The organism is Microvenator marinus, from assembly GCF_007993755.1.
In the GTDB taxonomy this organism is placed as follows: domain Bacteria; phylum Myxococcota_A; class Bradymonadia; order Bradymonadales; family Bradymonadaceae; genus Allomicrovenator; species Allomicrovenator marinus.
Genome location: NZ_CP042467.1, coordinates 3,425,552 through 3,450,136, shown reverse-complemented (window position 1 = coordinate 3,450,136; position 24,585 = coordinate 3,425,552). Strand labels below are relative to the sequence as shown.

21 protein-coding genes are annotated in these 24,585 nt (G+C 56.9%); 10 read left to right on the top strand and 11 right to left on the bottom strand.

The window, feature by feature from the left end:
- The first annotated feature begins 7 nt into the window (after positions 1–7).
- The 5 genes from FRD01_RS14175 to FRD01_RS14155 are packed head-to-tail and all read left to right on the top strand — an operon-like array spanning position 8 to position 4,366.
- A complete protein-coding gene (locus tag FRD01_RS14175; protein ID WP_249755630.1) occupies positions 8–394 on the top strand; it encodes a globin domain-containing protein in 387 nt (128 codons plus the stop codon).
- Positions 391–1,572 carry a hypothetical protein gene (locus FRD01_RS14170; protein ID WP_146960707.1) on the top strand — a complete coding sequence of 394 codons (1,182 nt, stop codon included), beginning with the start codon at positions 391–393 and terminating at the stop codon, positions 1,570–1,572. Before FRD01_RS14175 ends, FRD01_RS14170 begins: the two co-directional genes overlap by 4 nt.
- Positions 1,544–2,014 (top strand): hypothetical protein, encoded by a 471-nt coding sequence (locus FRD01_RS14165; RefSeq protein WP_146960706.1) that lies wholly within the window; start codon positions 1,544–1,546, stop codon positions 2,012–2,014. The genes FRD01_RS14170 and FRD01_RS14165 overlap by 29 nt, the downstream gene beginning before the upstream one ends.
- 4 nt (positions 2,015–2,018) lie before the next feature.
- Entirely contained in the window at positions 2,019–3,233 is a 1,215-nt protein-coding gene (locus FRD01_RS14160) for a cyclic nucleotide-binding domain-containing protein (protein ID WP_146960704.1), read from the top strand.
- A complete protein-coding gene (locus tag FRD01_RS14155) occupies positions 3,230–4,366 on the top strand; it encodes an esterase/lipase family protein (RefSeq protein WP_146960702.1) in 1,137 nt (378 codons plus the stop codon). The genes FRD01_RS14160 and FRD01_RS14155 overlap by 4 nt, the downstream gene beginning before the upstream one ends.
- Here FRD01_RS14155 and FRD01_RS14150 read toward each other — a convergent pair.
- Positions 4,353–5,273: an ATP-grasp domain-containing protein gene (locus FRD01_RS14150; protein WP_146960700.1), complete on the bottom strand. Its 921-nt coding sequence runs from the start codon at positions 5,271–5,273 to the stop codon at positions 4,353–4,355. The genes FRD01_RS14155 and FRD01_RS14150 overlap by 14 nt on opposite strands.
- A gap of 58 nt (positions 5,274–5,331) precedes the next feature.
- On the opposite strand from FRD01_RS14150, the gene FRD01_RS14145 reads away from it, so the two are divergent.
- Complete coding sequence (locus FRD01_RS14145) at positions 5,332–6,138, top strand: TIGR04255 family protein (protein ID WP_249755629.1); 807 nt, start codon at positions 5,332–5,334, stop codon at positions 6,136–6,138.
- Here the strand turns inward: FRD01_RS14145 and nadC are convergent.
- The 7 genes from nadC to FRD01_RS14110 form a co-directional block, all read right to left on the bottom strand.
- Positions 6,135–6,980, bottom strand: coding sequence for a carboxylating nicotinate-nucleotide diphosphorylase (gene nadC / locus FRD01_RS14140; protein ID WP_146960697.1), 846 nt, complete (start codon positions 6,978–6,980; stop codon positions 6,135–6,137). The genes FRD01_RS14145 and nadC overlap by 4 nt on opposite strands.
- A gap of 6 nt (positions 6,981–6,986) precedes the next feature.
- Positions 6,987–8,489: a Ppx/GppA phosphatase family protein gene (locus tag FRD01_RS14135; protein ID WP_249755628.1), complete on the bottom strand. Its 1,503-nt coding sequence runs from the start codon at positions 8,487–8,489 to the stop codon at positions 6,987–6,989.
- Between the two features lie 45 nt (positions 8,490–8,534).
- Positions 8,535–9,296 (bottom strand): hypothetical protein, encoded by a 762-nt coding sequence (locus FRD01_RS14130; RefSeq protein WP_146960695.1) that lies wholly within the window; start codon positions 9,294–9,296, stop codon positions 8,535–8,537.
- A gap of 92 nt (positions 9,297–9,388) precedes the next feature.
- The gene (pyrG, locus tag FRD01_RS14125) at positions 9,389–11,002 is read right to left on the bottom strand and encodes a CTP synthase (protein WP_146960693.1); all 1,614 of its coding nucleotides are present in this window, start codon (positions 11,000–11,002) and stop codon (positions 9,389–9,391) included.
- Between the two features lie 146 nt (positions 11,003–11,148).
- Positions 11,149–12,294 (bottom strand): histidinol-phosphate transaminase, encoded by a 1,146-nt coding sequence (hisC, locus tag FRD01_RS14120; protein WP_146960691.1) that lies wholly within the window; start codon positions 12,292–12,294, stop codon positions 11,149–11,151.
- 305 nt (positions 12,295–12,599) lie between these two features.
- Positions 12,600–14,036: a 23S rRNA (uracil(1939)-C(5))-methyltransferase RlmD gene (gene rlmD, locus FRD01_RS14115; RefSeq protein WP_146960689.1), complete on the bottom strand. Its 1,437-nt coding sequence runs from the start codon at positions 14,034–14,036 to the stop codon at positions 12,600–12,602.
- Positions 14,033–14,503 (bottom strand): DNA polymerase ligase N-terminal domain-containing protein, encoded by a 471-nt coding sequence (locus tag FRD01_RS14110; protein WP_146960688.1) that lies wholly within the window; start codon positions 14,501–14,503, stop codon positions 14,033–14,035. Before FRD01_RS14110 ends, rlmD begins: the two co-directional genes overlap by 4 nt.
- Positions 14,504–14,713: 210 nt before the next feature.
- On the opposite strand from FRD01_RS14110, the gene FRD01_RS14105 reads away from it, so the two are divergent.
- Complete coding sequence (locus FRD01_RS14105; protein WP_146960686.1) at positions 14,714–15,565, top strand: hypothetical protein; 852 nt, start codon at positions 14,714–14,716, stop codon at positions 15,563–15,565.
- A gap of 85 nt (positions 15,566–15,650) precedes the next feature.
- Here FRD01_RS14105 and FRD01_RS14100 read toward each other — a convergent pair whose 3' ends face one another.
- Positions 15,651–16,139: a hypothetical protein gene (locus FRD01_RS14100; protein WP_146960684.1), complete on the bottom strand. Its 489-nt coding sequence runs from the start codon at positions 16,137–16,139 to the stop codon at positions 15,651–15,653.
- 93 nt (positions 16,140–16,232) lie between these two features.
- Complete coding sequence (locus tag FRD01_RS14095; RefSeq protein ID WP_146960682.1) at positions 16,233–17,369, bottom strand: TMEM43 family protein; 1,137 nt, start codon at positions 17,367–17,369, stop codon at positions 16,233–16,235.
- Positions 17,370–17,478: 109 nt separating this feature from the next.
- On the opposite strand from FRD01_RS14095, the gene FRD01_RS14090 reads away from it, so the two are divergent.
- From FRD01_RS14090 to FRD01_RS14080, 3 genes are read left to right on the top strand one after another with little or no spacing between them, the layout of a single operon-like run.
- The gene (locus FRD01_RS14090; RefSeq protein ID WP_146960680.1) at positions 17,479–19,008 is read left to right on the top strand and encodes a zinc-binding metallopeptidase family protein; all 1,530 of its coding nucleotides are present in this window, start codon (positions 17,479–17,481) and stop codon (positions 19,006–19,008) included.
- Positions 19,005–20,468 (top strand): TolC family protein, encoded by a 1,464-nt coding sequence (locus FRD01_RS14085; RefSeq protein ID WP_146960679.1) that lies wholly within the window; start codon positions 19,005–19,007, stop codon positions 20,466–20,468. Before FRD01_RS14090 ends, FRD01_RS14085 begins: the two co-directional genes overlap by 4 nt.
- The gene (locus tag FRD01_RS14080; RefSeq protein ID WP_146960677.1) at positions 20,465–23,512 is read left to right on the top strand and encodes an efflux RND transporter permease subunit; all 3,048 of its coding nucleotides are present in this window, start codon (positions 20,465–20,467) and stop codon (positions 23,510–23,512) included. Before FRD01_RS14085 ends, FRD01_RS14080 begins: the two co-directional genes overlap by 4 nt.
- Here the strand turns inward: FRD01_RS14080 and FRD01_RS14075 are convergent.
- Complete coding sequence (locus tag FRD01_RS14075; protein ID WP_146960675.1) at positions 23,502–24,584, bottom strand: lactate racemase domain-containing protein; 1,083 nt, start codon at positions 24,582–24,584, stop codon at positions 23,502–23,504. The genes FRD01_RS14080 and FRD01_RS14075 overlap by 11 nt on opposite strands.
- Position 24,585: the final 1 nt, after the last annotated feature.

Here is a 24,585-nt window from a genome sequence, read left to right as displayed (position 1 = left end):
CCAAATCGTGTGGAATTTAATAGAAGAAGTGGGCGAGGAGAGACTGATTGAGTTGGTGACGGCGTTTTATACGCGTGCGTCTCAAGACATGATGATCGGTTTCTTTTTTGATGACTCAAATATCCCTGAGCAGGTCGTCAATTTGATTCACTATATGGATACCCATATCGGGCGTTCCGAGCAGAAATATCGCGGCTCATCCATACGAAAGATTCACCAGACCATGCCGATTCTCCCCGGCCATTTTGACCGCCGGCATCAAATTTTGAAGGATGTTCTGGAAGAATATGCAGTCCCCGCACATGTCCGAAAGGCGTGGCTAGACTTGGATCTTGCGCTTCGAGACAATGTGATTAAAGGCGGGGCGCGGGTGCGCGATGAGCTTTTAGGATGAATTCATTTCTCTATAAGTTATGCGCATTCGGACTTCTGACGCTCGTGTCATGCGACACCTCGAAAGAACCTGTGGAAACCTCGGAAACCACAACGCCCGATGCAGCTCTTGCCGAGCAAACGCCAGAGCCCGAGCCAGAACCAGAACCAGAATTGGAGCCCGAACCTGAGCCAGAACCACTCGCCCCCCTCCAACCCCAGCTCGTTCAAGCTCCTCCGACTCTGAGTGAACTCGAAGCACTCAAAACACCCGTTGGTGAGCTCGAAGGTGAATCGTTCAAAGACGCAACCCTTGTGGGCGTGGCTCGTGTGAGCTGTGGCGAAGGCGTGATGATCCAGCCGATCTATCGCGAAGCCGGCCAACTCCAAGTGGGCATTCCGACGCGGCTCGAGGTCGGCCATCTCAGGACGCCAGGCATCGAGTACGCAGACGGCCCATTCCGAATCACAGCCAACTTCGAAGAAGACTCGCCGGAGAGGCTCAAGGGCACTCTCGAAGTGGCGTACGACCTCGGCCAGCGCCAGGGCACGTACCTTCGACTGAGTGTGGATACGAAGCCGTTTTTGGCGCAGATTCCGCCTAAGATGCGGGGTAAAAAGGACCTGCCGTTTTATCCTCGGTGTACCCCTTCCGGACACTTCCGGGCGTGGTCCGGCGACGAAGACGTTCAAGGCTACGTCAATATCATAGACGTCAAGGAATCCGGCGCCCCGTTTGTGTCCGTGGTTCTATCGCCTTACGAGACCCTGCAATTCCTGATTATTCCTCCAGAAGACAATATAGAATTCAAGGAAGCCATCGAGCTGGACTTATCTGAAGCTCATCGCCGTGGTCATCGCCCCGCCGGTTTCATCGCCAAGGCGCTGCAGGTCTTGCCAGTGGCACCCGAGGACGAAGCCCGGACTAAGAATCTCGGCCTGCTCAAGGAATCGAGCATCCTGGAAGGCAAAGCCAAAATCGTGCTAACTCGAGACTCCCAAAAACAATGGCGTCTACAAATGACCCTCAACGATCTGGTCTTGAGCCCCGCTCTAAGAGGCAGATTGCAGAATCGCGTCTTTGAACGCATGGAAATTGAGGGTATCTTAATGCCTGAGACACCGGTCGCGAGGATACCTGACGTCCCGGATTGGTGGAGAGGAGAAGCCGATGACCGAGAGAAAGAAGAGCGCGAGTGAAAGACGCGCTCAGAACCAAGCATCCGCCAGTGCTGCCTACAAAAAAGAGCTAGAAAAGTTCTTTAGTGGCCAGGAAGTGTCGGGACGGCTGGCAAACCTCAAAGACGAGCTAAAGCCCGAGGAAGGGTCGGCCGAAGCCGAGTGGCTCGCCGAGCTAGAAGGCCTTCGCAAGGCTGATTTTCGAGGGTTCGTCAAAGACGCCACCGCGTTTGTGCGCGCGGGTAAGAAGCTTCCGAACGATGAAGAACTCCTGGTGCGGTTTTTGGACCACCCATCGGAGTCCATCACCATCAAGACTCTGGAGCATATCGTACCGATTCTGGAACGAAAGGCGTGGAAAAAGCCTGCGCCGCTCAAAAACAGATTGACCACCTTGAGTCTCGCGGCAGAAGATCCAAAGACGCATGCGCTCATCGCGCAAATCGAAGCCATCTTAGGGTAGGACGATGGAATACAAAGCCTGGGCGCTAACCGACGTTGGAAATGTACGCGAGAACAACGAGGACAGCCATCTCTTGGACCTCGTAAACGGCGTGTTCGTAGTGGCTGACGGCGTGGGCGGAAGCCAGGCCGGCGAAGTCGCGAGCGAACACCTCTGCAAACGCATTGGCGATATCGCTGAGGAAGTCGGCGAACTTGCGCGCGCTAAGGACCCGGCTTTGGACCGAGAGGCGCGCGAAAAAGTCTTTCAGGTTTTGCTCGACCATATCCACGAGATCAACTCGGAAGTCTATGGCATAGGCAAGGAAATCAACCCCACATTGCCGTCCGCCACCACGTGTGACGCCATGGTCATGTCCAACAACTGCGCGTTCATCGCGCACGTTGGGGATAGCCGCGTCTACCTCTTTAGAGCCGGCCAGATTTTCCGGATCACCGAGGACCATACCTTTGCAGAACAGCTCAAGCGTGAAGCTGTTGCTGACGAGCGGATTCTGGAGCGGTTCCGAAACGTGTTGACCCGAAGCATCGGTGGCAAGCCACAGGTTGAGATCGACGCGCTCTTCATCGACTTGCAGCCCGGCGACCGCGTTCTCATGTGCTCGGACGGCGTTACGGACTATCTCTCGGGCTCGGACCTCCTTGAGTTTTCGAACCAAAAGGACGGCGAAGAGCTCTTGAAATTCCTGATTCGCGAGGCCAAGGATAGGGGCGGTGCGGATAATATCACGGCGCTTTTGGTCGAGATCGTAGACTCGAGGCAAGAGAACACCATCCGAGACCAGAGCTTCGACACGCTGAGGCAGGCCGATATCCTGGGCAAGATCGAGCTCTTCGAGGGGCTCGGCCTGCGCGACCTCATCAAGGTTTTGCGCATCGTTTATGAGCGAAACTACACGGACGGCCAGATGATTATGACGCCCGGCGAGCCGGCCGATTGTATGTACGTGGTAGCCGGTGGGCGCGTGGAGTTGACGAGTCCGGGTCAAACTCCTCGAACCCTCAAAGAGGGCCAGCACTTCGGAGCGTTGGCTCTGGTATCCGAAGAGATTCGCGAGTCGAGCGCGATAGCCAAAGGGCAGGCGATGGTGCTAGTGGTGCCTGGCGCGAAGTTCAAGGAGATCGTGGAAGACGACTCCGTGGTCGGCAACAAACTCCTCTGGAACCTCCTCAGAATGATGGCCGAAGATATTCGCGTGCTGAGGAAAGGAAGTCCGTGACCCAACACAAAATCTACTTAATCCCTGGGATTTTCGGGTTCGCCTCACTCGGGGGCATCGGCTATTTCCGCCGCGTGCGTGAGTCGTTGGCCGACGTCTTTGCCAGGCGCGGCCACGAGGTTGAGATCATCGACGTCAAGGCGCTTCCTACGGCCTCAGTGCGCCACCGCGCGCGCCGCGTGTTGCGAACGATTGCTGAGACCGGCGGCCTTGATGAAGGCGTTCACGTGCACCTAGTGGCGCATTCGCTCGGCGCACTGGATGCGCGGCTCGTAGCTTGCCCGAACTCCCTTCTGGACATGGAAGATATCCGGGAGAAGTTGAGCGCCAATTTGAAGACGGTGGTCAGTGTCTCAGGCCCGCATTACGGCACGCCGCTCGCAAACTTCTTCACCACCATGTACGGCAAAAATCTACTCTACGTGGTCACGCTGCTGATCATCGTGGGGCTCTGGCGGCGCCCTATTACGCTCCTCGGCGGGTTCATGAGCGTGGTTGGGAAAGTCAACGACCTGCTGGGCTTGGACGAAACCCTGGTACGCCAGATTACGAACGAACTCCTCAGAGACTTTAACCCCGCAGCACAGGCCGAGGTACGGCAGTTCTTAAGGTCGATTTTGGAGGACCAGGGCGCCATCATTCAGGCCACTCCGGAAGGCATGGACATCTTTAATGCCACCACCCCCGACAACCCAAACGTGCGCTACGTTTCTTACGCAACGGCGGCGCCTCCGCCGGTCGAAGTCATCAAACGCATTCGAATCAAGCATCTGCTGACGCCTCTAAACAAGGTGCTCTACGGACTGCTCTGGACCCTGACAGCGCGGCCACACGCGGGCTATCCCTACCATCCGGCCATTCGTTCCGACGAGCTCATCACAAGACGCCCCTTGCCTTTCACCATCACGGACACCACGTCGGACGGCGTGGTGCCTACGCTCTCTCAAATCTGGGGTGAGTTCAGGGGCGTGGTCCGCGCGGACCACTTGGACGTGATTGGCCACTATCTGCGCGGTCCATTTGATGAGGAAAACGGGGCTGACTGGTTCGGCTCCGGTGCCAAGTTTGACCGCGATGACTTCCAGTGGCTCTGGGAAGATGTGGCCGACGTCTTGATCACTAGCGCAGACTAGCCTTCAAAAACCTAGCGAGCTCGCGCATACCGTCTTTGCCGGCCTCACGGGCGACCGCAGAATTATAGTTCGTGGTGCCGTTGATATCGTAGGTATATCGCTCGCCCGCCTCATTTTCCACGAACTCGATTCCTGCCAAGGTTAGGCCCATGTCCTCACAAAGAGCGATGTACTTTTGGACGAGTTCATCTTCTGCGACCAGCGGCGAAAGGCTGAATTTGGAGCTGCCGTCTACCGGGCAAGACTCGGTGAGCTTCGGAATCTGGCAAGCATCTGAAGGGCAGAGTTCGAAGCCTTCGTCGGTCTGGCTGCGCATGGCGTAGAGGAACTTGCCGGCTACGATTTCGACGCGCGTGATGAAGCCTTCGGCTGGCCGAATATACTCCTGGAGCACCGTGACGTGGTCGGGCCCGGGGTCAAATTCTGGGCTTTCAAGATGGGCTACAAACGCGTCCATCTGGTCAAAGAGTTCGATACCGAGCCCCTTCCCACCCTGATTATGCTTGGTGATGAAGGGTCCCTCAAAGGTCTTGGCGAGCTCGAGCAGGGCTTCTTTGCCAACGCCGCCTACGGTGCGTGGTGTTCGGATGCCGTGCTTTCTGAGCACCAGGTCTTGCTGAAGCTTGCTGACCTCGAGCCGGAACGCCGCACTGCCGTTGATGACGGTGGCGCCCCACCCTTCGAGCCACGCCAAAATCTCGCGCATCAGCGCCACGCTCTGCGTATGGCCGCGCGTGTGCGACGACGGACTCATGCGGTTGATCCAGACGCCTTCGGGGGGCGGCTCGTCCAGGCGAATGGCGCCCTGCCAGACCTCGTGAAGCACCACGTTAAAGCCCTCGGCTTCGAGCCCTGCCACCAGGGGCGGCAACCAATCTGGATTTTCATAAAGTATGTGCGCGTTCACTCTTTCTCCTTCTCTTTACAAGCCTCCTCTTGTAGCAGGAAAGAAAGGAGGTTCAACGATGGATTTTATCAAAGATCCCCTCACACATCCGGCCAGCGAAGAGCTCGTTTTCCAAAAGGGGCCACTCTCCCGCGTCATCGCTCAGATTCGGTTTCCGGCACAGGATTCCATTAGCGATCAGGATTTCGTGCGGCCGTTTGGAGAACTCCTTCAGGCCACCTATCCCGTGGTCAAGCCCGTGCAGAATAAGGGCGTGGTGATTGGGCCTCAGGGGCCTATTGAGACTCGCGTGGACACGTCGTGGCGCTTCATGACGCCGGACGATTCGTGGACGGTCACGCTCGCGCGCGAGTTCATCGCTCTTGAGACACAAGCCTATGAGGGCCAAGAGGACTTTTTAGAACGTCTCGAATCGCTCCTCGGGATGTTTCAGCGGCATATCGGCGCGTCGAGTGTAGACCGAATCGGCGTGCGATACGTCTGGCGGCTAGGTGCCGAGGATTTAGAAGAACTCACCACCCTTGTTCGCCCGGACCTGACGCCCATCTACTTGACCAACTTCTCGGAACAGATTCGCCTTTCGATGTCAGAGCACGAGTTTGAGCTGCCCGACCAACACGGCCGGCTTCGCGCGCGCTGGGGCGTGATCCCTCCCGGAGGAACCCTAGATCCTGCCGCCATTCCACCGATTGGTGCCCCCACCTGGCTCCTGGACTTAGACGGGTACGCGTTGGAATCACGCGCACTGGACGTAGAGAGTGTGGTGGATGAGGTGCGCGATTTTTGCGAACGACTCCACGTATTTTTGCTCTGGTCGGTAACTGACGCTTTTGTGGCGAAGTACAGCTCGGTTGAGCCAGTCTAGGTAGCGAGCTTCATTGATATATCGGCGGCCTTGACCGAGTGGGTGAGTGCGCCCACCGAGATGAAGTCCAGCCCAAGTCCCTGGAGGCCGCCGAGGCGCTCAAGCGTCATGTTGCCGCTGGCCTCAATGAGCACCGTGTCCGACTGTGCGCGGATAAGGGCGACGGCCTCACGCATGGCATCCTGGCTCATATTATCCAACATGATGATCTCAGCCCCCGCGTCCAGGGCCGCCTGAGTCTGCTCGCGGCTCTCAACCTCAACTTCTACGCGCAGCGTGTGCGGCGCGTGGTCTCGAACGAGCTCCATGGCGCGCTCAACGCCCCCTGCGGCCGCAAGGTGGTTGTCCTTGAGCATCACGCCGCCAGAGAGCGTCAGGCGATGCGTGGCGCCACCTCCGCGGCTCACCGAGTACTTATCGAGCACCCGCCAACCCGGCATGGTCTTTCGTGTGTCGCAAATGCGCGTCTCGCCGGGACCGAGGGCGTCCACAAACTGGCGAGTCAACGTGGCTACGCCGCACATTCTCTGTAGGAAGTTCAGCGCGGTTCGCTCTGCGCGAAGCAGGTTGCCGGCATCACCGTGTCCATTGGCGAAGACGGTGCCGCGAGTAATACGAGCACCATCGGTGTCCAAAAACTCCCACTGGATCTTGGGGTCCACGCGCCTGAAAACTTCTTTGAACACGTCTTGCCCCGCGAGCACGAGGTCTTCCTTGGCCACAAGTCGTGCGTGGGTGTCGGATTCAAAGAAGATGTTGGAGGTCACGTCAAAGGCGATATCATCCTCGTCTAGGGCGAGGTCGATCAGGCGCTGAATATGCGGGGTGATGGTCAATCTCATGGTGCCTCATTTGAACTTGAGTTCGAACGCCGGTGCAAGGAAACTCGCCTCTTCATTTAGATCAGCGAGCAAGAGTGGGGAAGAGTCCAAGAGGTCATCCTCAAATTTGAGGCGCACCTGATGTGGCTCCTTAATCTTGATTTTGGGGAGCGGAAGGTCGTCTGTGCGCGAGCGTGCAAGTACCACAGCGAGCCTCAAAAGCACCGTGAGCCGCGGCCCGAGCCGGTCAAAGGGCAGGTGAAGGTCCACAAAACGGTGTGCCTTAAACGAGCGCCGGTGGCTTCGAATGATGGCCCAAAGGAGCTTTTGGTCTTCACGCGAGAAGCCTGGCAATTCCGAGTTTTGCACCAGATACGAGCCGTGCTTGTGATAACGGCTGTAGGAAATGGACATTCCAATTTCGTGAATCTCAGCAGCCCAGGCGAGGAACCGATCGCACTCGTTATTTCTGAGCTCCCAGGTGTCAGCAACGGCTTCGTAGAGCTGCATGGCGACTTGCGCAACGCGGTTCGCGTGGTCCGTATCCACCTGATTTTTTGTAGCCAAGATTTCGATGGTCTCGTCGCGGATATCAGCGTCACTGTATCGGCCAAGGAGGTCATAAAGTAGACCTTCACGAAGGGCGCCGTCTGAGACCGACATGGACTCGATGCCGAGCGACTTGAAAGCCGCCAACAATATAGCCACACCTCCGGCCAATACTGGGGCTCGGCCTACCGGAAGACCCTTGATGGAATCCAGCTTTTCAACGCGTCCCGCTTCAATCATCAGGGTGCGCAGCGCCTTGAGTCCGCGGTAGGTGATGGCACGCTCCGTACCGTTAGCTACGAGGATATCGTACACGGCACGAATCGTACCGGACGAGCCTACAGCTTGTTCCCAGCCAACCTTCTTAAACCTCGAATCCGTGCCCCGAATCTCTTGTTGTGCGGCGATGACTGCGCGGTCGAATGCGCGCTTTGTTAGGGCTCCGTCAGGGAAGTACTTCTTGGAGAACGACACACATCCCATGTACTTGCTTTCGCGGATCACGGGTTCGTAGGAGCGGCCGATGATGAACTCGGTGCTACCGCCCCCAATGTCCATGACCAGGCGAGGCTGCTCGCTCGCCCCGATGGTTTGGGCCACTCCGAGGTAAATAAGACGGGCTTCTTCAGCACCGGAGACCACCGAGATGTCGTGGCCGAGTGCCTCTTCGGCCTTTCTTAGAAACCCACGGGTGTTGGCGGCCTTGCGTAGCGTGTTGGTGCCTACGGCGAGCACACTGCCTTTGGGCATGCCTTTGACGCGATCGCCAAAGCGGGCGAGCGTCTCGAGCGCGCGCTCTTGTGAGTCGAGGGTAAGGACGTTGTCGGGCCCAAGCCCCTCCGCGAGCCGAACCATCTCCTTAATTCTATCCACCACGACCAGTTCGCCGTTCGTGAACCGGGCAATCACCATGTGAAAGCTATTCGAACCTAAGTCGACAGCCGCCATGATTTCGGGGGTCGTGAGTCTTTTGTAGGCCATATTTTGTCAACGCGGGCTCCGTCGCTAGACGGACGGGTAGGGACACTAAAACAAAAAGTCGTATTCGTAGATGATGCCAGTGAAGAGGGCGGCGTGGAATTGGTAGGCGCCGTCGTACACCACCGTAGCTGTGCCAGGGTTGTTGCCTTCAAGGCGCACACGGTCTGATGCCGCGCTGCCAAAGCCAAGGTTGTAGCCGAGGCGAAGTTCAATGGGGATGCGCACGTAAAGCACGTTAATCTCAAGGCCCGCCGTCAACATGCCGAGCACGTAGTTGCTGGTCTCAATGGTCCGAGGATTCGTGATGAAGCGCCCACCCGCATTGTCATGCTCAAGGGTGGAATCCTGCTGAAACACAAACTGAGCGCCCAATCCGAACACCGGTCGCACCATCAAGCCAGGTACCCAAAACTTGAGCAGCAAAGGTACGTGCAAAGCGGTGGTCCGCTGGGTCTGATTATCCCTTCCCGCGGCTACACCGTTGACGTTCTTGTCCTCATAGCCATCGGCATTGTCGTAAGAGAGATGAAGCCCGGTCTCAAGCCCCACAAGGTCAAAAGCTCGCACATCCAAGTGCAGGCCGATAGCACCACCGACTCCACCAGCGGGATAGATCTCAGGATCGCCCGTGACTTGTTGGTTGTTTAGGGGCAGCGAATCACCTTCAGCCACACCGGTGTAGCCGTTACCGTTGATGCCACCCTTCAATCCCACACCCATCGACAACGAAAACGGGTCCTGAGCACTGGCTACCGAGCTCAGAGTCAGGCTGCAAAGGACTATCAAAAGGACCTGGAGATTTTTCATCTGATTTCCTTGATATCGGCGCGTCTTCGCGCAAATTTTCAATCCGAGGCGTGATACCGCGAAAAACGCGCCAAACGCAAGGCTTGAGGGGTCTACCGCCTTTGATTCTGCTCGACGCCAGCCTTCACAAAACTCTCGAAAAGCGGGTGTGCAGCGGTCGGACGACTCTTGAACTCAGGGTGGAACTGACAGCCGATGAACCACGAATGCTCAGGGAGCTCCATCATCTCCACGAGGTGCCCGTCAGGGGATTGTCCACAGAAGGACATGCCGTTCTCGGAGAGCTTTTCGCGGTAGGCGTTATTGAACTCGAGGCGGTGCCGGTGGCGCTCAGAGATATTTTCGGATTGGTAGATGGCGCGCGCCTTAGAGCCCGCGCTCAGCTTACAGGGGTAGGCACCAAGACGCATGGTCGCGCCCTTCTTCTCAATATTCTTCTGGTCCGCCATGAGTGTGATGACGGGATGCTCCGGCGCCTCTTTGAACTCGGTACTATTCGCATCTTTGAGTCCACACACGTTGCGCGCAAACTCGATGGCCATGAGCTGCATGCCGAGACAAATCCCGAAGAACGGCACGTCGTGAGTTCTGGCGTATTCGATAGCCAAAATCTTACCTTCCACGCCACGCTCACCAAATCCTCCCGGAACCAGAAGTGCGTCGCATGGATGAAGCGTGTCAGCCACATTGTCTTTGCTGAGTTTTTCGGAGTCGATGAAGGTCAGGTTGACGCGCGCATCGTTGGCGATTCCGCCGTGTAGGAGCGCCTCGTTGAGCGATTTGTAGGACTCTTTGAGCTCTACATATTTTCCGACGATACCGATGTTGGTCACATTCTTTGGCTCTTTGATACGCGAGACGATGCGTCGCCATTCGCGCAGATCCCCGGCGCGCGACCAGATATTAAGCGCCTCTGAGAGCCTTTGATCTATGCCTTGCTCGGCCAGAAGCAACGGCACTTCGTAGATGGTTTCGGCGTCGATGGCCTCAAAGACGTGTCCCTTCTCTACGTTACAGAAAAGGGCGAGCTTGCCCTTGATGTCTTCGTCGAGCGGGTGCTCGGTGCGGCAGACGAGGAATTCGGGTTGAATACCGATCTCGCGCAGCGCCTTGACCGAGTGCTGTGTCGGCTTGGTCTTGAGCTCACCCGCGGCCTTGATGAAGGGCACGAGGGTGACGTGCAAACATACGGAGTTCTGGTAGCCGAGCTCGTGGCGAAGCTGGCGCACAGCTTCGAGGAAAGGCAGGGACTCGATATCGCCCACGGTACCGCCAGTCTCTACAAAGAGGAGGTCGGCACCCTTGGCGGCGTTAAGCACGCGGGCTTTGATTTCGTCTGTGATGTGCGGAATAACCTGCACGGTTTTGCCGAGGTAGCCGCCCTGACGCTCGCGCGTGATCACGGTGTCGTAGACCTGGCCCGCTGTAAAATTGTTGTCGCGGGTCATCCGGGTAGAGGCAAAACGCTCATAGTGCCCAAGGTCCATATCCGTCTCGGCACCATCGTCGGTCACGAAGACCTCGCCGTGTTGGAAAGGGCTCATGGTGCCAGGGTCCACGTTGATGTAGGGGTCGAGCTTGATGAACGAGCACTTAAGCCCGCGATTCTCCATCAAGGCACCTACAGCTGCTGCGGTGAGTCCCTTGCCGAGGCCCGAGATTACACCACCGGTGACGAACACGTACTTAGTTTGATTGATAGCCATCTTAGGCGTCTCCAGAAAACAGAAAACCCACCACGGAAAAAGTGGCGGGTACAACACAACATGTCACTGAGACTCGGAGAATTGGTCCGGGCTGTCAGCTCGGGTGGGCACCTTAGCAACCCAAACCCAAAGGCTCAAGCGTCGGTTTATCTCTCTGGGAAGACTTTTGAAAGACGGTCGATAAGTCGTTGAGTTTGTTCAACTGTTCCAACTGTCATTCGGATACATCCTTCCATGCCCTGGTAGGATGAGCGGTCACGCACGTAGACACCGAGCCCTTCGAGCTGGCGAAGGGTGTCTTTGACGTCGGAAACCCGCAGAACCACGAAGTTTGCGGCCGTGATCCATGCTTCTACGCCTTGGCGCTGAGCGAAGAATTCACGAAGCATCCGCTTGGACTCGATCACCTCGTCGAGATACTCGTTGAGGTAGTCGAGATCGGAGAGAGCGGCGAGCGCGCCGATCTGCGCGAGTGTGTTGACGCTCTTAGGATTGTAGATTCGGCTGAGGTTTTCCAGAATGTCTGGATGCGCCGCAAGATAACCCACGCGAAGGCCGGCGAGTCCGAAGGCCTTGGAGAAGGTTCGTGTGACGATCAGGTTCGGGAAACGCTGCACGAGCCCAATGCCGGTGACCTGCGAGAACTCGAAATATGCTTCGTCCAAGACGATGAGCGTATTCGGGAAGTCCTGGCAGAGCTCCTCGATCATTTCTGGGTGCGCGACGACACCGGTTGGGTTGTTCGGGCTCACGAGGTAGAGGAGCCGCGTCTTATGCGTCATTGCGTCGCGGATCGCCTCGATATTCGATGCAAAGAGGTTCTCGGTTTGAACCGGAACGATTTTGGCTCCCTTGCTCTGTGCGAAGACTACAAAGTGGTTGTAGGTCGGCACAGGAACCACAACTTCGTCGTCGTGGTCGAGGAACGTGGAGCAAATCAGGTGGAGCGCGTCGTCCGAGCCATTGGTGACCATGAGTTGGTCGGGCCGAACGTTGGTATAATCGCTGAGCGCAAGGAGCAGGCTGCGTGAGCTCAGCTCCGGATACCAGTTAAGTCCCGGGCCGTTCGTGACGTGATGCACGATCGACTGTTGGACCTTTGGGCTTGGAGGAATCGTGGATTCATTCCAGTCCAGCTTGAAGATGGGCGAAGAGCCCTGCAATGCCTCAATGGTTCGCTGGCTTGATACAGCTTCGTACGGTACCAGCTCGCGAACAGGACCGGCGGCGACTACGCCTCTTGGAGGAGGCGTGTCGGACACAATCCGAAGAACAACTTCTCGTTTACCCATCTATCAACTTCCTTTGTGACCAGCTTCCACCGCCTGAACAGCGGGCGGGGAAGGTGGCACACCACTTTATGAGTGTCAATACACCCTTGCGCCGCACAGTTGTGCAATAGTCATTCCATGCCCGCAAAGACCCGTGAGTCGGAATTCTAAGCACTTAGCCACCACGATCGGCAACTTCTCTATCCAACAAGTGGACAATTTATACTCCAAGTGCGGCAAACCTACTCCAGCCGAACAAACCAGCTCGGCCTCGAAAATACATCCGAGAGCGTAGGTGCACAAAATTTTAGGTGGGGGGTGCGGGCTTAGCCGCCGCGTGTGCAGAGCACCACGTTCTCCACGTGATTCGTATGCGGGAACATATCGAAAGGCTGGATATCGCCGATGCTCCAGCCACGCGAGAGGACTTTCAAATCGCGCCCAAGAGAATCGGGATTACATGAGACGTACACGAGCGCGCGTGCCTGACTGAAGTCGATGAGCCGCAAGGCATCCGGATGCAAGCCAGCACGCGGGGGGTCCACCACGATGCATTCCACATCGGAGGTGTCTAATTGTGGCAGAATCTCAGCCACGTCGCCCGCCATAAACTCGGCGTTCTCAATGCCGTTGAGCTCTGCATTCTTGCGCGCGTTCTCGATGGCAGTCGGCACAAGCTCGATGCCGCGCACTCGATCGACAAAGGGCGCCATGGCAAGGCCAATCGTCCCAGTCCCGCAGTAGAGGTCCAGCACAGAGCTGTACTTCTGAACCATGCCCACCACGTGCGAGTAAATCTTCTCCGCCTGCGCTGGATTGGGCTGGAAGAAGTCGCGCGGTCCCACATCGAACTCAAGCTCACGCATCGTACTCGGCCCTTCAATACGCATTGAATCTCGAAACGTAAGCTGCCCAACTTGAATCAGCGGCGTCACTACACTTGGCGAGCCGCGCTGCACAAAATGCTCGCTGAGGTGCGCGCCATCGACTCCATGTTCATGAACGAGCTTGTGCGCGAGCGCCTCAAAAGCCTCTTCCATGCCATCATTCTTGTCTCGTGGACTCGCTGCCATAAGCTCCACGAGCCTTTGGCCCGACCGCTTTCCCTCCCGGACCATTAGGGCCCTGAGATGCCCGGTACCCCGCTTAAAATGGTAGCCTTCAAAGCCGTGTTGGGCAGCCCAACCCTTGACCAGCTCGAGCACGCCCATGGCCCATTCGCCAAAGAGAAGGCAGGTCTTTTGGTCGACGACATCGAACTTATAGCCAGCCGGCCGCAAACCGATTTGCGGATTTGGGCCAGGCGAAAAGCTGAACTCCATTTTATTGCGATAACGCCATTCATGGGGAGACGGCCGAGGCGGGAGCACCAGCCCCGGGTCGATGCCGTGGCGGCTCATAGCCTCTTTGATGCCGCGTTCTTTGAGCATGAGTTGGTGGCGATAATCCACCATTTGCAGGGTGCAGCCTCCGCAGGGCGGTGTCTCTAAGATATGTTGGCAGGGAGGCTTCACGCGCAGCGCAGAAGGCGTCTGAATGGCATTAATCTTAGCGAAGACGTCGCGCCGCCTGACCGAGGTGACCTCCACGGCGAGCTCATCGCCCGGGACCGATTGCGGGACTCGGACGGTATAGCTTCGGTCTTCCTTCTGGGGCTTGAGGTGCACACGAAGCCGCGCGGTACCTACTCCATCGCGGTCGAGTCCTTCGATTTGTACGTTGAGGAGGTCCCCCTGGCGAAAGCCGCGCTCTATTTCAATCATTCTTTCACTTCGCTGACGTCGCGCCCGGATACCACGGAGAGTGGTTGTGAGACTACCGGGTTTCGTCGGCTCGTGGCTTTCTCGTCGCTATTTTTCATGAGGAGCCAGCGCTCGTCGGGGTCGTCGATTCGGAGTAGTTGGAAGCCACCTTGGAGTTTTTGGCCGTGCAGCGTGAACTCTAATTTACCTTCGCTCAGACTTTCCTCCACCGACATCGGCTCGCCATCGAGTTCAAAAGGGGTGTACTCGCCGGTATCCCAGACGATGATTTTATCGGTGCTTCCTGGGGGATAGATGCCTTCGAAATCTAGCGCGCAAGATTCTTCAACGGGAATGGCGAGGCGCTTGACGCGCGGGTCTGGAGAGGGGCCGCGGGGGACCGCCCAGGACCGGATTTGGTCGCCAACTTCGAGCCTTAAAACGTAGTGGAGGTCAATGGCTTCGTGTTTTTGAATCGAAAATCGCATTTTTCTCTCTTACCGATGTGAATAAAGCGCGGTCGAGCCTCGTCTAGGGGGCAGACCTATGACTACCTGCGTCATGAACTGTATATGAGATCAACTTTTTTATCGACAGATTCAAACTACATGTTATCAAGCGAGCAGGCTGGTCGAGAAGTACTAAATGATGAGTTTTTTCTAACCTGTGGCCATTTGAAGGCCCAACCTGTGAGGTAGATGATGAGATTAGCTCAAGTATTGACCGTTTCAATTCTTACTCTTGCGATGACTGCTGATGCATCTGCTGAGCGCCGTGAAGGCCTTGGTGGTAAGTACGCAGCGCGTAACATGACCGCAGCTCAGGGAAGCCTGACCATTCTTGCGGGCCCAACCTCAACCCAGGCTCTTGGAAACGCTTCGGCGTTCGGAAGCAATGGCCCGGGTTTCAACTACAACCGCGCTGTGTTCGGTGAGGGAGACTTCGAGCTCGATTTGAGCACTGGTGTGATGAATGTCGGTGCCGCTTACGGGATTACCCCGGAGCTCGAAGCAGGTGTGATGCTTCCTCTTCTGCTTATTCAACCAGAAGGCGCTGAGGGAGACCTTATCTCCGCAATTCCTGTATTCGCAACCTACGCGATGGACCTCGGAAACTTCGACGCTGGTGTTCGCCTGACGGCATCGGTGCCAATTTCTGAAGGCCTCGACTTTGGCTTGAATGTTGGTGTTCCTTTCCTCTTCCGTTTTGGTGGAAACTCACGCCTCGACACGGGTCTCTTCTTCCCACTTAACTTTGGAGACGAGCTCGGCAAGAGCCTTGTGATTCCAGTTCGCTTTACTCAAAGCGTCACTCCAAAGATTTTTGTTGGAGCCGAAACCGGACTTGTTCTTCCTGAGTTTGAAACCGACGCTGGCGCAATCCCATTCGGTATCCACGCAGGATACACCTTGCTCGCTGGTGGAAACGTCGTTGACGTAGCGCTCCAGTTGATGTTCCCAGGCTTCGTAAGCCTTGCTGAAGGCGCTGAGAATCCTGGTACCGACATCATGGCGATCAGCTTCGGTACCAACGTCCAAATGAAGTTCTAATCTCTTAGAAATTCTGGATGAAACCAAAAAGGCCAGTCATGCGACTGGCCTTTTGTTTTGTCTTTCTTGAGTCTTGCCCGAGGTCTCAGTTGTTCCAGTATCTCTCCCGTTGCTTGACCACGGGCTGGCATCCTCCGCCCGATGCACCGTAGCCCACAGGACAGCCACTCGAGGAAGTCCTTGCCGTTGATCCTGTGCTTGAGTTCGGGCCGGAACAACGGCTAGACCCACTTAGCATGAGGCAAGAATCTGAGCCGGTGCACGAGCCACAATCGACCTCTCTCGTCTGACCGCAGTTATCCCTTGCATCATATTCACCGCAAGACCGGTTATGACTTGCACAGAATTCTTCATCAGACTCAGGGGTGCAGCTGCAATCTGAACCGCAGTCTACGGTGCGCTCTACACCGCAAAAATCTACGAGAGTCACCACTCCGCAATTTGCGCCTCTGGCCTGGCAGATGAGGGCATCCGAAGGTCCTTCACACGCCTCGCCCTCGTCTTGTGCTGGGGCTTGCGCGTCGCCGCATGCCCAAAGGCCTGCAGCCGCCATTATTAAGAATAGTTTTTTCATGTTCCCTCCGTCTCGTAGATAACTCCCCGATGTACTTGCTTGGGCATCATAGCGAACCCCAGGCGATTACGCAAACCGCTGTCTTACGCGGCCTTATGCTGCTGCGGCAGCCTTCTTCTGTTTCATAAAGAAGAACACCGCTCCGCCGATGAGCGCGGCGCCTATCACAAAGAGCAGGATGCCGATCAGAGGACGGTAGAAGATCCAGCCGATAGCGATGGTGATCAGCGAGAGCGCGCCCGCGACAAAGAACGACACGAAGCCGGAAGCACATCCCACGGCGCTACCGAGCGCCGGGATCACGTCGGCAAGTACACTGATCGGACGAGTGACGAGCTTGAAGCCGAAGAACATGAGCAGGAAGCCCACAAAGCGCAGGACCCAGGTCATGACCACGTTGGCTTGTTCGGCGGCCTCGAACATCTCAGGTGCGGTCTTCGCACCTTTTTCCAAGAGTACGATAGGGTTGTTGAGCTTTTCGTGAGTATAGATGTCGAGCACATCGCCCTTTTGTCCGCCAACCACTGAGAGCTCGCCAGCTGGAGCCACGCTGAACTTGATCCGCACATCGCCCACATCGGGCATATTCGGGTCTTTCCCGATGTAAATATAGCCTTCGTGAAGCTTCGAATTCTCGGGGAGTTTGGCGTTTTGGAGAAGCAGAGGTTGGTCGGCTGGGACCTTTTCGATGATGGATTGCGCGAGCACATAATCCTTGAGCTTGACCACACTCGAGGTCAAAGTCTCGGACGGATAGGGCATACTTTTGGGGTTGGTGTGGGCATTAGCCTGTTTGAACTTGGACGAATCAACCACGGTTGAGGACCATGCCGTCTCATAGGTGTACTCCTTCTTGGTAGTCTCGGAGCCGCCCATATTCTTGTCTTTGGAGGTCTTTACGTTCTCCTTCCACTGGAACATCTCGACGTTTCGCACGAGCTTGATGGCTGGCGCGCTAACCCCGAACTCTTTGTCGGTAAGCTCACCTTCTGGGATTGCCGGACCCGTGATGTGAACGAGCTTTCCGTCGTTGGCAGGAAGCATGCCGGTCACCGTGAGCACCGAACCGGCGCCGAATTCCAAGTCTTGTGCGCGTTTGACCGCGCGACCTTCGTTCCAAAAGAGTAACGGGAATGCGACGATAACCATCAAGAGGCCAACAAATATGCCGCCAAATGACTCTTTGATTCGTGAAAACCAACCTTGTTTTTCAACTTCTACGTGAGACATGTCTCTCCATCCTTTGTTTTTATTTCTTGTGCTCGTCCCCCGACTCTAGCGCACGACGCCCCTGCGCGCTATTGTCCCTCACGTTATACCTCGAAACACGAGAACGTCCATGAGTTTGCCTGAGTTAAAAGAGCTTTCCCTCAAGAACCTTGAAGCAGTTGTGGCCATCGAGAGCGCGTCAGATGAGTCCAGTGAGACGATTCCGAGCACAACCGGCCAGACAGTCTTAGCTGAGTATCTGGCCGAATTTTTCTCCAGTCTAGGAGGCCAAGTCACGCGTGACGAGTTCGCGAATACTGTGGCGTATTGGCCGGCCCGTCATGCCTCGGGAACGGCTCCCGAGATCGCGATGATGGTCCATTTAGACACAGCGCGGGGCACGCAACCGATGGAGTCGCTAAACCGCCTCGCGTCTTGGGACGGTGAGGCTATTCCGTACCCTGAGAACCCGAATTTGAGAGTGAGCGTTGCGAATTATCCAGCCCTGAGTCGGTACCTCGGCCAAGAGCTTGTATTTGGGAACGGCGTGTCTCCATTTGGGCTCGACGACAAGCTCGGACTTACCTATTTGATGACGCTCATCCAGCATTTGCAGGCGAATCCTGAGCTCAGCCACCCTGGGCTCTATATCATCGCGAGGCCGGACGAGGAGATTGGGCGCATGGAGGCTTTGGAGAGCGTCGCGGATTTCCTGGCTGAGCGCGGCGTGCGCTCCGGCTACACGATCGACGGTTTGGACCCTTTCGAGATCAATATCGAGAATTTTAACGCGTCAGCGGCATCGGTGTTCTTTGAGGGAAGGCTCGCGCCGGTGGACGGCCAAGTCTACAAATTGACGATTGGCGGCGTGAACACTCACGGCGCAACCGCATGGGCTGAGGGCCACCGGCCTGCCACGCGTCTTGCGGCCGAGGTTTTGAACGCGTTGGAAGGCACGCCCGTCGCGTGGATTGGGTTCGAGTCCGACTCCATGCGTGATTGTGATGCCGTAGCGCACTGCATTGCCTACAACGAAGATGCCGCTAAGGCGCTTGAAAAGACGCTGCGGGACGTGGTCGGGCCACATATCGTGCGTGGCGCCTCGTGGAAGATGGAGAAGGTCGAGGCCTATCGCGGGCAAAGTGCTGCAGCGGACGCTCTTCGATTTGTTTGGGAATTCCTGAACTCAAACCCGGGTTTCACGCTCGCCGCCGAGGATTCCTCTGGTTTTGACGGCTATTCGCAACCCTATCGGATTTTGCCCGTGGAAGATGGTTTTCGTCTCGATATTCGCCTGCGCGACTTTGCGCCGGAGATGCTCAAGGAGCGCGAGGAACACGTGCGCCGACTCGCCGGCAGCCGTAAGGTTCAGGTTTCAAGCCAGTACATCAATATGGGCCCTCATCTTAAGGAGCGCCCAGAGCTTGTGAAATGGGCACTTGCGGCGGGTGCAAAGGCCGGAGTGGAGAGCCAAATCCAGCCGATCCGTGGAGGCACCGGGGTGGACCCGTTCTTGGAGCGCGGGATTGGCGTGGCGAACCTCGGGACCGGTTATTTTGCGCCCGAGAGTGAGAAAGAATTTACGACGTTAGAATTCATGGCCCAGCACGTGCGATGGCTGGCTGCCCTCTGTGAAGTGGTTGCCGAAGGAAAGGCATGAAATTAGGTGTTTTGATTCTGGGATTGACGCTGAGCGCGCCTGCCGTGGCGCTGAGCCCACAGGAGCTCTTGGAGCAGGCCGCGAAGACCAACCCGCGGTTCAAAGAGGTTGGCCTTCAGGTTAGAGAATCCGAGAAGAGTCTGGAGAGTCAGGAAAATCTCCGTCCGTGGACGCTTCGGGCGGACGTCGGCGTGAGCTATGACGAACAGCCGTCGTCGGGTGTGATCGAAGACGGAACGCGCAAATCGACCTTCGGCACGGCGGGCGTGGAGATCCTTAAACAATTTGTGATCGGAACGCAGCTCAGCGTTCGGCTAGATTGGAATCGTTCGCGCGCCGAGATTCCCTTTACAGTGCCGGATTTCAACATCTCTGAGGTCCGAATCATCGGCCCCAACTACGGCGGAAATCTCTCGGCGAGGGTCACCCAACCGCTGCTCAAAAACTTCGGTACCGAGGTCAACGAATTGCCTGAAACGGCAGCTCGCCTTCAGCTCGATGTGGCGAGGCTCACACAGGCGAGGGCCGCTCAGGATCTTGTGGTGGACGTGCTGAACGCCTATTGGACGTACTCGCGAGCCACCAACGAAGCCGAAGCGTTGCGGGCGAGTTTGAGGCGCACGAAGGATTTTGGCGACCTCACGCTCGCTCAGATCGAGGCCGGCCAGCTCGCTGAGTTGGAGCGCGATATCGTCAGTCAACGCGTGTCTCAAGCCGAGCAAGCCTTGATTCTGGCGGAGGCGCAGGTGCTCGACGCCTGGGAGTCCTTGCAGGTGTCTATGGGCAAGAGCCCTGGGGCCGAGCCGGTTGCGCCTGAGTTCGGCGAAACACCGCGCGATAGTTTTAGCGTTGAAAGTGTGTTGGAGCGTGCGCGCCAATCAAATCCTGAGCTTTTGTTGCTGAGCCAAGAGCTCCGAAGTGCGGAGCTCAATTTGGTTCGAAGCGAAAACCAGACCGAACCGCAGCTCGACGCGGTGGCGAGCTTGTCTCAGCGCTCGTTGTCCGAAGAGGTGGCTCCTTCGTTCACTCAGATTGCGACTCTGGATTACACGAGCCTCTTCCTGGGCCTGAACTTCGTGATGCCTTTAGACAATACGCTCGCCACAGCTCAGCTGGAGGCGGACGAGATAGCCGTGGAACGTGCGCGATGGCGGTATACCGAGGCGGAGCTCCAGATCGAGCGACAGGTTCGCCAGGCTATTCGACTTTACGAAACCCAGAAGAAACGCGCCGAATTGAGCGTGGACGAAGTTCGGCTGGCCAGAAAGAACCTTGAGGCGACGAATTTGAAATATGCGGGTGGGCTAGCGAGTTATCTTGAGGTGATGGAGCTAGAGCGCACGCTGCAAGACGCGGAGATTCGCGCCGCGCAGACCGAACTCGATGTGAAGCTTGCGCATATGGGCGTGCTGCGTCTGACCGGCGAGCTTCTGGAACAGTGGAACGTGGAGATGGAGTGAAGGAGCCAAATTTCTTTTTGCCTGCGCTGGCCGTTCGGCGGCCGGTTACGGTGGCCATGCTCCTTGTGGCGAGTATCGTCATCGGGGCAATTACGCTCTCGAGAATTACACTCCAGCTTCTTCCTTCCGGTTTTACCCCGCCCTTCCTCTACGTCACCGTCCCTACAGTTCCGACCACACCTGCTGATGTTGAGCGCGAGATCGTACGTCCGGTGGAGTCCATTCTCCGGACTGTTCGAAACGTTCAGCGCGTTCGTTCAAGGGCCGAGACCACCGACGCGAGTTTTGCGATTCAGTTCGTGGATGGCACGGACATGACCAACGCCTACAACCAGGTCCGGGACCGTCTCGAGCGCGTGCAGCCTGAGCTTCCGGCCGAGGCGCAGCGCTTTGTGATCTGGAAGTTCGACCCCGATGAGGACCCGCTCATGTTCGTCGGGGCAAAGCTCAGGTCCAATGAAGGCGAGCCCGATGTTGAGATTCGGCAAAACCTGATTCAGCCGCTTGAGCGGCTGCCCGAGGTCAGCCGCGTGGACGTGATGGGGTTGAGGCCGATTGAGGTCGTGGTTGAGGTGGATGATAAGCGGGCGAACGCGGCGGGCGTCTCGGTGGCGCAACTGGTTCAGACCCTGCAGGACGATAATTTCACGCTGGCGGCGGGAACCGTAGACCAGGCCGACGGTCGCTATCCGCTGCGCGTGCTGGCCAAACTAGAAGACCTACAGGATCTGCGCGAACTTCCGATTGGTCCCGGGATTTTGCTGCAGGATGTGGCCGATGTCCGGGTACACCGTGCGAACGACCGCGAAATCTACAGAATTGACGGGCAGAGTGGCTACATCGTGGCCATTTACAAGGAGTCTCAGGTCAATACGGTGGACGCCGCGCGTGCCATTCGAGACAAGCTCAATGAGGTGTCGGGGCCGGATAAAAACGTCAAAGCCGACGTCTTTTTTGACCAGGGTGAGGTCATCGAGGGGAGCCTCTACAACCTCGCCGAGACCGCATTCTTCGGCGGACTTTTGGCCATCATCATCCTCTTCTTCTTCCTGCGTCGGGCGCGCATGACGCTCGTGACGGCGGTGGCCATTCCCTTGAGCCTCTTGATCACGATCACGGTGATGTACTTCGTGGGCGTCACACTCAACGCGCTGAGTTTGATGGGCCTAATGCTCTCTGTGGGCATGGTCGTGGACAATAGTATCGTGGTGACTGAGGCGATTCAAAGGCGCAGGATGCTCGGTGAGCCGATTGCCGTGGCCGCGCCGCGTGGTGCTGGTGAGGTGGGGCTCGCGATCATTGTGGCTACGTCTACAACCATCGTGGTTTTCTTGCCGATGGTCCTGATGTCCGGGTCCGAAACGATTAGGTTCTATCTGGGCGAGATTGGATTTCCAGTGTGTATCTCGCTGACCGCGAGCTTGTTGGTGAGTCTTGTGTTCATCCCTCTGGCGACTACCTGGATTGATACTGAGACCAGCGTTGCCACGGTACCGGCGGTTGAGAAGCTGCAAGACCTCTATGCGCACTCGCTTTCGTGGTGCCTGCATAATCGCGCGACGAGCACGCTCTTCATCACCTTGTGTTTGGCCACGCTCGTGATTCCGTTTCGCAATATCAAGCAAACCGACAAGGTCGAGGCGAATATCAACGATGTCCGGATCTTCTTCGATTTTGAGTCCACCACGACTTACGAGGAGAAAGTCCGCCTCTTGGACGAGTACGAAAAGTGGGTCGCTGAGAATGCAAGAGACATTGAGGTGCGCACGTGGATGACGCGGATGGGCGGCCAGTGGGGCAATCCTCAGTTTAGACTTTTCCTTGAGGACGCTGCGGAGCGCGAAATGTCGCGCGAGGAGGTCATTGAGAAGATCAAGGACGGCTTTCCAACGATGCCTGGCAGCGATTGGCGCATCGGCTGGGGTGGTGCGGGCCAGGAGCAATCTGTCACGGTAGATATCGAGGGACCTGATACTGAGCGGCTGACTGAGATCGGCAACGGCGTGGCCCTCAGATTGAGGCGGATTCCGGACGTGATGAACGTGTTGGTGGGTGAGGACGACGCGCGTGCAACGGAGCTTCGGTACACGATGGATTCGGACTTGGGCCAGCGCCTTGGGGTATCACCATTGATGGTGGGTGGGGCGATTGACTACGCGCTGCGAGGCCGACGAACCGGGACCATCAACTATCAGGGCGAGGACGTACCGCTTTGGATTCGAAACAAAGCCGACGCGACGACAACGCGGGCGGAGCTTGAGAATATTGCGATTCCTAGCCCTCTTGGTGGCCCGGGACTACCGATTGGTATTCTCGCGCAGGGCGAGGTTGCGCCTGGCTATAACGAGATTAGCCGCGTGAATGGACAAGCGCGCCTTGAAATTCAGGTTTTGACGACCCGCGATGATCTAAAAATTCTTGGGGAAGAGATCGATAGAGAATTGGCGGGGATCGAGCTGCCGCGAGGCTACAACGTGCGCAAGGGCGATAGATTCCTGCAGCTCGCGCAGGAAGCGCGGGACAGGCAGTTTGCACTCGGGATGGCCATCATTTTTGTGTTCCTTCTGATGGGCATTCTCTTTGAGAGTTTTGTACTCCCTTTTGTGATCATCCTCTCGATTCCGTTCGCGTTCCTTGGCACGTATTGGATCCTCTACGCGACGGGCACTCCCTTTGATGTGATGGCGGGAGTTGGGCTGATCATTTTGGTGGGGATTGTGGTGAACAACGCGATTGTGCTCGTCGACCGAGTCAACATCATGATTCGGTCGTCCCAAGACCGCCACGAGGCTTTGGTTGAGGCGGGTCGTATCAGGCTTAGGCCCATCACCATGACGGCCATGACCACGATTGGCGGCCTCATTCCGATGGCGATCGGAGCCACCGAGATTGTGGGTGTGCCTTATGCCCCGCTCGGGCGCACGGTGATTGGTGGGTTGATTACGGCTACGATCTTTACGGTCTACGTGGTTCCTATCGCGTACACGTTGATAGACGATTTGCGGAACTGGTTCGTAGACAGATTCACGAGCCCTAGCCCGTGAGTCCGCTTGTACACATGGGTACACGATGAAACGGTGAGTCAACGACCAGCCCGCTTCCCTCGCAGAGGCCTTCTAGCGAATCGAACTGAGGGATACCCAGATGTTCTAGTTCCGGAATCCGAGGCGCCCCGACCAACCCGATTTTTGCCCTCTCCAACGCCAACGCCAGCACGTAGGCTCGCTGAGCGCCACCCGAAGTTTGGGGTGGCGAGGGACTTCGTAACTGCCGAAGAAGTTCGTCGACACCCAGCATAGCCCGTTCAGCTGCAGCTCGCTCGCCCTCGCCTGCGCCAAAACCCTCCGGGCACGAAGCCTCTACAAAAATCCAGCCCCCTGGTTTGATGGCCGGACGCGCCACCAATGCCGCATAGGTCGCAGCCCTCGAAGCCTGATAGAAGTTGCTCGCTTTTGAAGGCGGCACCTTCAGAAGCAGCCAATCCTGTGGTTCGACTTCCTGAAAATGAACGGTCTTTGCGTACTCACAAGCGTTGTGATGCGCTTCTTTTGCGGGCCCTTCAAACCATCCGCCTTCGCCATTGGCCTCGGGGACCCAGAATCTCCCACGAATCGGAGGAAGAAGTCCGGCGATCTCCCAAAGGGTCTCGAGGAAGGGATTCCCCTGCGTGATGCCTACACCCACGCCCGGCCTAGCCAGCATGCTCAGGCTATGAAGGTGTTGAATCGTGCGAGCACCTCCACATCCAATGACCACGCCTTTTGCCCCGCCCGAGAAGCCCGCGTACTGATGAGGCTCCACCACGCCTATCGTCAGAATTTCTGGAGCGTTGACTACGTGCGGCGAAAAGTAAGCTGGCGGATCTTCGGAAACGCAGATGAGATCTTGAGCGTGGGGATGGTTCTCAAGCACTTGCGAGGCTTCCAAGCCGTGCGCTCGCGTCACGTCTAGAATCGGTTGTTTCTCATTGGGTGTCAGTGGTCTGTGCAGGCCAAGCCCAACCATCACTTTGACGGAAGACAGGTTGGTGCCGCTCTCTCGCAGGTCTTTCAGTGTTTCTGATAGAACCGCGGGAATGTTCAACGGGCGCGTGTAGTCGGGGATGGTGATGAGCATG